Source organism: Arthrobacter sp. JCM 19049, from assembly GCF_001310435.1.
Genome location: NZ_BAXF01000574.1, coordinates 1 through 1,240, shown reverse-complemented (window position 1 = coordinate 1,240; position 1,240 = coordinate 1). Strand labels below are relative to the sequence as shown.

General features: G+C 67.2%; 1 protein-coding gene. It reads right to left on the bottom strand.

Going from position 1 to position 1,240, the window contains the following annotated elements:
- Window positions 1–999: protein kinase (locus JCM19049_RS14575; protein WP_279403294.1), on the bottom strand; the 999-nt coding region annotated here is incomplete at its 3' end.
- Window positions 1,000–1,240 lie beyond the last annotated feature (241 nt).

Genomic DNA, 1,240 nt, shown 5'->3' with positions numbered 1-1,240 from the left:
GGCGGCGTTGGGCCGCACCCACCACGGGTCGCGCTGCGCCTCGCGTTCGCGCTGCCAATGATCCAGGCGCTGCTGCACGGTGGTGGGGTGCTGCACCGAGTCCGGGATGAGATCACCGATCCCGCCGTAGGCGTCCGCCCCCAGATCCAGCTGCTCGTCGCTGAGCGTGGCGCCGATCTGGATCACCTCGTCAAGCAGGAACCCGGCGTCCTGCGGCCGGTTCTCCGGGTCCTTCTCGGTGCAGAAGCGCACCAGCTCGTCCAGGTCCTGGGCCAGGCCCGGCACGCGGGTGGAGGGCAGCGGGGTTTCGGATTCCAGGTGGTGGCGCATCAGCGCCGGCACGGTCGCATCCGGGTAGGGCAGCTGGCCGGTGAGCATCTGGAAGATCATCACGCCCACCGCGTAGATGTCGCTGCGCGAATCCGCCGGCTGGCCGGAGACCAGCTCCGGTGAGGCGTACTGCAGGGTCGCCAGCAGCGTGCTGGACTGGGTGTGCGCGGTGGCGACCCGGGCCAGACCGAAGTCGGTGATCTTCACTTCGCCGTTGTCGGCCATCAGTACGTTGCCCGGCTTCATGTCCCGGTGCACGATGCCTTCGCGGTGCGCGGCGGCCAGCCCGCGGCAGATGCTCTCCAGCACGCTCAGCGTCTGGCGCGGGGTCAACCGCCCGCGCCGGCTGATCAGCTCGTGCAGGTTCTGGCCGCGCACGAACTCCATCACCAGGTAGACCAGGCTGCCCGAGGCGTTGTGGTCGCGGGTGGAGACCACGTTCGGGTGGTTGATGTTCGCCGCGATCACCGCCTCGGAGGCAAAACGCTCCCGCACCTGGGGATCACGCGCGTAGTTGTCGTTCAGGATCTTCACGGCCACCGGTCGGTGCAGCCGCTCGTCAACGGCGCGGTAGATCCGCGACATGCCGCCGTACCCGATCAGCTCATCCAGCCGGTAGCGGTCATCGAGCAGCTGGCCGATCAAATGGTCCTGCAATGGCGCGCTCATGGTCTGCCCGCACGCGCGATCATCGGGCGGGTACTGGTGCTGTGCGTCACGGGCGGCTCCTTTCATACGATGGCACTAGGTTCAATCTACCTAGCGCAGCTGGGAATTTAGCTAGTTAACCATCCGGTGACGGCATCGATATGGCAACAATTGCCCGGTGCGCGCAACTGCCGGTTAACGAGCCGATCCGCCAGAACCGGTGCGGTTCTGGCGGATCGGGTGAAGGCTTGCGCGGGCGACG